Source organism: Mesorhizobium sp. M7A.T.Ca.US.000.02.2.1, from assembly GCF_003996995.1.
Lineage (GTDB): Bacteria > Pseudomonadota > Alphaproteobacteria > Rhizobiales > Rhizobiaceae > Mesorhizobium.
Genome location: NZ_RZTT01000265.1, coordinates 1 through 8678, shown reverse-complemented (window position 1 = coordinate 8678; position 8678 = coordinate 1). Strand labels below are relative to the sequence as shown.

General features: G+C 60.9%; 10 protein-coding genes and 1 pseudogene. 1 reads left to right on the top strand and 10 read right to left on the bottom strand.

The window, feature by feature from the left end:
* The 8 genes and pseudogenes from EOD15_RS36880 to EOD15_RS35870 all read right to left on the bottom strand — a co-directional run.
* Nucleotides 1–463: pseudogene (locus tag EOD15_RS36880) on the bottom strand (hypothetical protein); the annotation flags it as partial.
* A gap of 18 nt (nucleotides 464–481) precedes the next feature.
* Nucleotides 482–1615, bottom strand: a complete 1134-nt coding sequence (locus EOD15_RS22600) for a hypothetical protein (RefSeq protein WP_245463739.1) — start codon at nucleotides 1613–1615, stop codon at nucleotides 482–484.
* Nucleotides 1615–2226, bottom strand: coding sequence for a hypothetical protein (locus EOD15_RS22595; protein ID WP_127408835.1), 612 nt, complete (start codon nucleotides 2224–2226; stop codon nucleotides 1615–1617). Before EOD15_RS22595 ends, EOD15_RS22600 begins: the two co-directional genes overlap by 1 nt.
* Before the next feature lie 345 nt (nucleotides 2227–2571).
* Nucleotides 2572–2898, bottom strand: coding sequence for a hypothetical protein (locus tag EOD15_RS22590; protein ID WP_127206771.1), 327 nt, complete (start codon nucleotides 2896–2898; stop codon nucleotides 2572–2574).
* A gap of 453 nt (nucleotides 2899–3351) precedes the next feature.
* Nucleotides 3352–3687, bottom strand: coding sequence for a hypothetical protein (locus EOD15_RS36875; protein WP_245463738.1), 336 nt, complete (start codon nucleotides 3685–3687; stop codon nucleotides 3352–3354).
* 95 nt (nucleotides 3688–3782) lie between these two features.
* Complete coding sequence (locus tag EOD15_RS36870) at nucleotides 3783–3965, bottom strand: hypothetical protein (protein WP_245463737.1); 183 nt, start codon at nucleotides 3963–3965, stop codon at nucleotides 3783–3785.
* A gap of 111 nt (nucleotides 3966–4076) precedes the next feature.
* Complete coding sequence (locus EOD15_RS22575; protein ID WP_127322603.1) at nucleotides 4077–4346, bottom strand: hypothetical protein; 270 nt, start codon at nucleotides 4344–4346, stop codon at nucleotides 4077–4079.
* 12 nt (nucleotides 4347–4358) lie between these two features.
* Complete coding sequence (locus tag EOD15_RS35870; protein ID WP_185929038.1) at nucleotides 4359–5576, bottom strand: hypothetical protein; 1218 nt, start codon at nucleotides 5574–5576, stop codon at nucleotides 4359–4361.
* 43 nt (nucleotides 5577–5619) lie between these two features.
* Between EOD15_RS35870 and EOD15_RS35865 the strand changes: the two genes are divergently transcribed.
* Nucleotides 5620–5844 carry a hypothetical protein gene (locus EOD15_RS35865; RefSeq protein ID WP_185929036.1) on the top strand — a complete coding sequence of 75 codons (225 nt, stop codon included), beginning with the start codon at nucleotides 5620–5622 and terminating at the stop codon, nucleotides 5842–5844.
* A 591-nt stretch (nucleotides 5845–6435) separates the two neighbouring features.
* Here the strand turns inward: EOD15_RS35865 and EOD15_RS22565 are convergent.
* Both EOD15_RS22565 and EOD15_RS22560 read right to left on the bottom strand, forming a co-directional pair.
* Nucleotides 6436–7425 carry a hypothetical protein gene (locus tag EOD15_RS22565; RefSeq protein ID WP_027052511.1) on the bottom strand — a complete coding sequence of 330 codons (990 nt, stop codon included), beginning with the start codon at nucleotides 7423–7425 and terminating at the stop codon, nucleotides 6436–6438.
* Nucleotides 7426–7608: 183 nt separating this feature from the next.
* Nucleotides 7609–8520 carry a hypothetical protein gene (locus EOD15_RS22560; protein WP_127408834.1) on the bottom strand — a complete coding sequence of 304 codons (912 nt, stop codon included), beginning with the start codon at nucleotides 8518–8520 and terminating at the stop codon, nucleotides 7609–7611.
* Nucleotides 8521–8678: the final 158 nt, after the last annotated feature.

The window sequence follows — 8678 nt, the reverse complement described above, 5'->3', positions numbered from 1 at the left end:
GGCCGACATCGTCCGAAGCAAAACGGCTCTGCGCCGTCTGCGTCAGCTCGGCGATCGATTTGCGCGAGCGTGTGACATAGAGGAACGACTGGCCGGCATCGACTGGGCGGATGCGGGCGCAGCCGAAGGTACGCGAGCGCCGGTTCTTGAACGAGGATGGCGTCAGCGCCTCGTCGATGCCCGAGCCCGACAGAGCGCGGATGCCACCTGAGGTGCCGATCAGAAGCGCGCCGTCGCTGTCAGCGATCCAGACGATGTCGTTGGCCTGGCCGCCGCCGGCCTGGACGAACTCCAGAGCGTCGTCGTCCTTCTCGCCCAGTGCAAAATTGTCGAAGTCGCCGGTGGCCGAGGCATAGACCGAGAATTTGCGGCTGAAGGCCAGCCGCTCCTCGTAGAGCGACCCGCTTTCGACGTACTTGCCGGGCACGAAGGTGCCGAGCCGCCAGCGCGTGATCGGGTTCATGTTCGGCAGCGCATGGCCCTAGAGAATGATCTTGACGACCGTCGTGCCGGTGCGACTGGTGATCCTGGCCCAGCGCCAGATGCCGTCAGCTCCTAGAAGGCGAATGGATCGACCGACATCAGAGACCTGAAATCCGGTGTCGTTGTTGATGCCGATGGTTGAGGACGCCGTGAGATCGAACGGCGTCTGATCGAAAGCGGCGATATGCATCGCTAACTCGGCCGAGACGGTGACAACTGCATCGTCTCCACCGCCGCCGCTGAACACCAACTGATGGTATTCGAACGCCGATTTGTTCGTGAAGTCGTAGAAGCGGGTCTCGCCATTGCCCCAGCCGAGTTCGCCCGTACGCGTGTCCAGGGTGACCCAGTTGGTGCCATCATTGGAACCCTGCAATTCCCAAGCAGTGAAGAAATCGTAATCGCCCGTTGCCAGCCGCGACGTGGTGATCCAGTAGGCATCGACCACGCGCTGAGCGCCGCCGGCATTGCGGAACCGGATGTAACCGTCGCCGCCGCTCGCAATTTCGATATCCTGCGTCTTGTCGCGGTCGAACATCTGCCAGGCAGAGGCGCTGCCGCTGCCGGTGGAAGCGGTGCCGGAAGGGGTCGTGTTGCTGGTCATCCGCGGCGTCAGATGCCCGGTATCGGACGGCGTCAGCGTTGTCGCTGTGTCATTGACCGGGTCGTAGGGACCGTCGAGGAATTCGAAATCCGTCAGAGCCCACGCTGTATGCGCGCTGCGGGTCAGCACCTTGGGCGGATGGTCCCGGTGAGTGATCCACATCTGGTCGGCCGATTGCACATAGGCGAGCTCGAACAGGTCCGCCTCGAGATAGGGCGAGGCGACCTCCACCGCGCCGACGCGCGCGCCATAGGCATGGACGCGGATGTACCGATCGCCGAATTCGAGCGCATAGGCTTGATCGGCCGAGAAGATGAACGGGATCAGCCGCGTCGTCTTCGCGGAAATCTTCACCTCGCCGGCAAAATAGGTGCCGCCGCGCTTGCGGATGCCGCCATGCGGCAGGGTGATGAAGTTCTCGCATTTGGCCAGCGCCGCCCGATAGAAGTCGAGCGAGGCGCGTGCATGCAGGCGCGGCGAGATTTCGCCGCGGGTGAAGACGTCCTGGATCGGGTACAGCGTCGTCATCAGCGCGCAATCCTGTTATTGCCGGGCCTGCTGTCGCCGCGCTGGCTGGACCAGGACGCGGTGTAGAGCCGGCCGCCGCGCTGGACGGCGTTGGCGCTCAGCGCCGCCTCCAGCGCCCGGTCATAGGCAGAGCGGGCAATGTCGATCATGCCCGATTTGTGGGTCAGCGGATGTGCGACCTTGATGGCAAGCGCCGCCACCAGGACCTCGGTGAACAGCGCATCCCAGTCGTTGGGATCGGTGAGGTTGGCGACGTACCGGATGGTCAGCGGGCCGGACTGGTCGGAATAGATCAGCCCCGCCTCCTGGCGCCACGAAATCGGCGCGCCGTCCGGCTCGCCATTGTGGGTCAGCGGCAGCGGCCGCAGGCAGTCGGCCGGCAGTTCGTAGGCAAAGGTCAAGCCGCAATCGCTGCCGGTGTCCGCCCCGGCAACCGTGGCGCGCAGGATCGCGAACACCCAGGCGCATTTGGTGAGCTCTGCTTCCCGTGCGAGGTCGAAATGCAGGTTCAGCAAGCGCGCTGCCTTGACGTCCTGGTCGAGGCTGTCGATTGGTGCCTCGTCGAGCACGGCCAGCGCCATGTTGGCGATATCGAGCGGGGTGATGGCCATGGGTCAGCGCCTCGTCCATGTGGGTCGGGTCATGATTTTCTCCGGGCATGAAAAAAGCCGCTGCGAAGCGGCTGGGGTTTAGATGGCAATATTCAGAGATCGTGCTCTACGACCCCCTCCGATCTCCCTTCGTGGGGTTGAAGAGTGATCCGCGTAGCGGACGGAAAGCCAACTGCTTGGCTTTCCGAATGACGAAAGCCGGCAGGACGGAGGGGGCGCGAAGAAATATTGTCAGAACGAGGAATTACGGCGGCAGCGCACTATTTTCCAAGTCTCAGTCCGGACATGCTATCGACAAAACGCGCGAGATCTCCGGCATCTCACTGTCATTCGTGATTCCAACCCTTAAAATACCGGACGAAATCCACTAATCGAGCAATTCGAAAGATGGAAACTTACGTACCACCCAAGCCATGGAGATAGATATCCATCCCGGCTTGTAACTTTCCCATCTTTGCTGCAAGAAACGCTCGCGCTGGATTCCTCATTCACGAAAACGAGGTGGTACGTCGTTCCAGATCCTGCCGCTTCATCCAGTTTGGTGCCTGCAATTTCCAGCGTTCCGCCCACAAATCCGTCCGTCTCAAGCTTGACGAGAAGAGGGCTGCAATAAACAAAAGTTGCAGCAGCCACCAAGATAGTTGCGGTCGTCAGAACCATCACTTTCTTCATTTTCTTTTCTCGTGAAAGATCATTGCCGGAGGTAGTGAAGTCTGAAGTAGTCCGGCCTCCAGGGCAAGGCGCGCGATTTCGTCGGGCGCGACCCCGGAGCGATGCCGTTCCCATGAGGAATTGCGTGACAGTGCACTATTTCCAGTTCTCGGTCTGAAGATTCACTGCAGTCACATGGGTGCGGCCGACAAAAATGAGCCGTCATCGCAATTCAAAAGCGTAATCCCGTTACTGTTCGTAAGGCTCGACCACTGCAAACGGTATTCCCAGCGATTCCAGCAGATCGAGAATGCGTTTCGAAATGACAAGGCGGAAGGGTATCGCGATCCCGAAATCGTCGCGGCCAGCTTTCCCATTTACTTTCAGCCACACGAAAGGTGGCAGCTCCAGCCCGGGTTGATCCTCTTGACACTCTTCCGAGGTAGTCACCTCGGCGTCGGCGAACGTCGCACCTTAAAAGCCCATCTTCTGCAGTGCGCGCTGGGTTTCCTCAGTGACGAGAAAACAGGGGAATGTCGCAACGATCACATCACCGAACCAGCCCTCTACCACATAGTGAAGCCTGGTCACGATTGGCGGATGGACGCTCGAGTCGAGAACGGTGTTTTCGCCGATCCCGCCAGCGACGTTCGGCCTTATTTTAAAGTATCCGGTCGATCCGTTGGTCGGATGCCCCCGTGCCGCCTCACGTGTCGCTTCGGCGAATTTCGCCCTCAGGCCAGCAATCCATCGCTTCAACACCGCCCCCCAAAGAGCCGCCAAGGCTAAGAATACATCAAAACGCTTCAAACGGTTCTATCAAGGCATTGGAGATCTCCAATGGCTTGAGGGCATCGAGAACGCGCTCGGAAACGACGAGGCGGAGATCTCTCGCGATTCTGAAATCATCGCGGCCAGCCTCCCCGTTCACTTTCAGCCATACGAACGGCGGAAGCTTCTGGTCCGGTTGCAGAAGTGGTCACCTCGACCTTGTCGAAGGTTACGCCTGAAAATTCACCCTTGACAATTTTCTCTTTCACATCTTCGGTGATAAGATAGCATGGAAACGACGCCGCCCAGCCATCCATCAAACTCATAATGCAAACGAGTTATGAGAGGAGGATGAACACTAGCGTCCAAAATGACGTTGTCACCAAAACCGCCAGACACCTCTGGCTCAAAATAATAATATCTTCTCATCACCTATTTATATCGGGAAAATCGAATTTTAAATTAGACGCCGATCCATGCAATCTTTCTACAATGTCTTTATAATTACTACCAACAACTTCAACCACTTCGAAATATTGAAATCCCATCAGCCTTCCAACGACCTTTTTGAGGAAATCGAATTCTTCTTTACTCCTTGAATCCCTTCTCTCAAGCAAGAATTCATTCATAGCCTTAGATGTGCCAAGAATTAATTGCACAATAGCCTCTGCATCATCTCTGCGGAGATTGTCTGCCATTTAATTCATCCTTCAATGCCCGTAATTTTCCATACACCTGGCCATACAATAGTGAAATGGTGCTCCGTCGTACGTGCCGGTGGGCAGTGTGGCGTTGGTGCAAAAGTCGATACACAAATTCCTTGCGACTGACTTTGATATACCAGCTACCTCGACGGAAGGATAGATGTTCTCATTTTGTTCATAAATTACGGACGCGGCTTGGGTCTGCTGGTTCTCCAACGCCTCAGAACGTTGCCCGCTCCCCGAATTCGGTTCGGACGCATCTGTTGATGCATCTAGTGTACCTGCTCCCGTGTCGGTCGCATGGTGCAGCAGTTCACGGATATCTAATGTGTTGGTCGGATCGGCCGAGAATGAATTTGGCAAGGGTTGGATGATCTCAAAATCCAACTGTTCTTGAGCAGCAATAGAACGGGCAATTGCGACTTGATAGGCAGCCGGATCGTTGCCGTCCGGGCTCGTTGCCGCCCTCCACGCGGCGTCGACATTGGGGAAGACCTCGCGGACGTAGCCAGCAGGGTCCGCCCGCCTCATGTCCAGGGTCTTGAGCGCAGCGGCAGCCGTAACCCGATACCGTGTCTCCTCTTCGTTGGAGCCGACCGGCCCAGGCTCCGCATCGCGCAGCGCTGCGTGGATCGCCTGGTTGGGCATCGTCCGCATGCCAAAGGCTTGGCGACCGACATCCATCTTCAAGCTGAAGTCTTGGTACCGATCGCCGCCCTCCTCAGCGCCATAGACGGCGGCGAAGTCGGCGGGGCTGGGCATCTTGCCGGAATAGCTTCCCGTATTGGCGATCGCGTTCGGGGCGTTCTGCGCAGCGAGAGCGATGTTGGTGCGCGCCTCGATCAATTGGGCCGTATTCGCGGCGTGTGCCTGGTTGATCAGCCGCTGAATGTCATCTGGAGACAGGTCGGCGAGATGGTCGGTTGCGGGCTTGATCGCCGTATCAGGCGCCGGAGCAATGTCCCCAAACGCCTGCGCCACGCGCTCGTCTGGCGTGAGCTTGCCAACGCGATCGCCTTTCGCGGCAGCCGCCTCTGATCTGCCCGAGGCAAGAACCCAAGTGATCGGCTGAACGTCTCCCGAAGACTCTTCCGGGGTCCTGACACCAAACGCCTCCAGCGCGCGCTTCGGATCCTTGGCGATCAGCGCCTCGAAACGCGTCTTGGCCGCGGTGCCGAACCAGTCCTTCACCTTCTGCTGTCTGTTCCCGGGGTCGAGCCCCATCTTGTCGATCAGGTCGAGTCCTTCTTGGCGGGCTGCTTCGAAGGTGACCAGGATCGTCGGGATCGGCGTTGCCGATGGCGATGGCGGTGGTCTTGAGCGCCGTGTCGACCTGCGCCTGCTCGTAGTCCTTGCGCTGCTGGAGCTGCCGCTGCGCCATGCGCCGCGCGCCAACCGCACGCATCGCTTCCTTCTGCCTGGCGAAGTTGGCGCGCTGGCTCTCGGGCAGGCCAGGCAAGGCATCATCGAACAGCGTGTCGAACAGGCCTGATTTGACCACCTGGCCGTTACGCGGGTCGACCTGGCCGTACATGGCCTCATACAGGCCGGCGCCGTCGGGCGGCGCATTCGCTGCCGCCTCGTCTTCCGCCTGCGCGATCCGTCCGTTGAACCGCCGCCGCGCAAGCTCGGCGTCGAACGCCTCCTGCTGATCCTTCATCTGCTGGTAGCGCTCGGCGACAGCGGAAAACTGGTCGCCAAGCCCCTGCATGGCGCCGCCGATCGGCGATCCCTGGGGATATTGCGCCGCATTGCCGGTATCGAGCCGGCGCTGGCCAATGGAAAGGGGGATGATGTGTACCATGGCTGTTTCCTGCTCACGAAGCACTGAGGGCTGAACCGCCGAAAATCACCCGGCCGCTGCGGCACGGCCGGCAATGGCGCTCGAGGCCGATGCCTTCGTCGGATCCGGATTTTGGAGAGGCCGCCAACGAGCGTGTTGCCCACGCATTGATTCGGCGGGCCAATCCTGTGCCGGCGACGGATTCCGGCTCTGTTTGTCACGCCAGGATCGGAACATGGCCGGCGCCAAGTTTAGAAAAGAAGCGGGAGCGCATCGCCCCCGCCCTCCACCTCGGTCCTATCAGGCCTCGGTCGTCTTCAGCGCGATGAACGTCATGTTCTTGACGCTCGACGCGGTGCGGTCCCAGTTCGCCGCCAGCGCCAGTTCCGCATCGGTGGCGAACTCGCCGGCCGAGGAGGCGTCGAGGAAGCGGGTGCCGGGCACATGCGGCACAAAATGCCGGCGGCCGACCATTTCGGTAACGCCGCCGCCATGGCCCTGGCGCGGTTTGCGGTCGAACTCCAGCGGGCCGCCCTCGGTGTTGACCGGCAGTTCGTTCCACAGGATCGCCTTGTCCTTGAACATGAAGGCGGTGTAGACGCCCGCCGTCACCGGGATGTCGTCGTCGACCACGGCGCGCAGACCCATGTAGTAGGGGATCAGCGGTCCGCCCTGCTCGGAAGACGGCACATAGTCGATGAGGTCGGCGAGCTTCAGCGCCTTCATCTGCTTGGAGTGCATCCAGATCGTCTTGAACTTGTCCGCGCGGTCGCCCATCAGATAGGCGGCCTCGATGATGTCGGTGTCAACGATGGAGGCGCCGGTGGTGCGCACAAGATCGCCGCCGTCATTGGCGATGTTATCGGCGACGACGCCTTTCAGGATGCCGAGCAGGGTCAGCTTATTGGCGCGCTGCCAGTACTCGGTCTGCCGCTTGACGATCAGCTTCTGCGGATCGTCGCCCGCCAGGATCGAGGTCAGGTCCGGAACGCCCCACGCCTGGGCGCGGACATTGCGGGCGGCGACCTCGCGGCGCGAGCCGATCTTCTTCATCTCGATGGAATCGGCCGGATCGTCGTTGACCGGTTCGGACGGGTCGTTGCCGAGATCCTTCCAGCCGGGCATGTCGACGGAGCGGCCGCCCATCGACAGTTTCGAGGAGATGGCCGGGTCGGAAAACAGGATTCCGGCCTGGTAGATCTCGAGCGACTGGACATGCTCCTCGAAAGCATATTGCGCATAGACGGACGGAACGATCGCGTCCGCGATACGGGTATAGGCATCTGCCATTTTTCTCTTCCTTCAGGTTTGGGTTGGCGGCGGGCGCCCCTACCCAGCCTCCGCTTCGCTCGGCTGACCTCTCCCCGGGGGGAGAGGAGACTTGCGACGTCGGCGCGCCTCTTCTCCCCGGCGGGGAGAAGGTGGACGCGAAGCGGCCGGATGAGGGGGCGTTTCAGTGCGGCTGATCGATCGTCAGCGCGGGTTGTTGGGCATCCAGCGATCGGGATTTTCCCCCGCCTCGCGTGCCAGCCGCCGGGCGCGGGCGGGGTCGCTTTTGACGAGGGCTGAAATATCGGTCAGGTTGCGTTCGCCGGCGGCGTTGCGCTTGAACGGATTGGCTCCGCCGAAAGAAGCACCGCCGTCGATCGTGTCTTCCCGGAACATCGCCTCGCCGATCGCCTGGAACGCCCTGGCGATCTGCGGATCGGTCAGCGCCCCATCAGGCAGAAGGATGCCCTTCGCCTTGTAGGCATCGACCAGGCCGAGCTTCTTCATCGCCCGGTTGGCGACCTCCAGTCTCTGGCGAAAGCCGTCGCTGTCGATCGGTCCCCAGTCCCTGACAAGCTCGTCATGGGTGGCTTCCACCGAGCGGGCCAGCGCGATCTCCTGATGCTTGGCCTGCTCGGCCATGTAGCCGACGAACCTGTCGTGATAGGCCTGCGCGGTCTTCGGCGAGGCACCCGCCTCGACCGCCCAGGCTTTGGACGCCTGAGCGAGTTCGTCCGAATAGGCGAAGTTCTCCGGCAGACCTTCCGGCCTGAGGTATTCGACCTTCTCGGAAGAGGTGACCGGACGCATGGTCTCGGGCAGCCGGGCATGAAACCGGTCCCAGTCTTCCCGAGGCGCGTCCGGGGCGGGAACGCGCAGGCTCTCACCCTGCTGCCGCTCCAACTCCGCATAGGATGTGAAAACCCGATCGAGGCTTTCAGGCTTGGTCCAGCCCTTGGTTTCAGCGAGCTTGCGGTTGCCTTCGGAAAGACCGTCAAACCAACTTTTGCCGCCAGGCGCGGCGGACCCGTTGTCCGCGCCTGCCGGTGACTGTGCCGGGTTGCCCGCCGGCTGCGCACGCGCCGCCACGGACCCGGCGTCTGCCAGATCTGTCATGTGATGTTCCTTTGTTGAGAGTTAGAAATGGGCCGGCGGCAGGTATCTCCCCCCTCGAGGGGGAGATGGCCGGCAGGCCAGAGGGGGTCGCCGCGCGTGGAGCGCCGACTTTGTCTGTCTCGGAACAGGGAGTCGCGTCCGGTCGAACCGACCCCCTC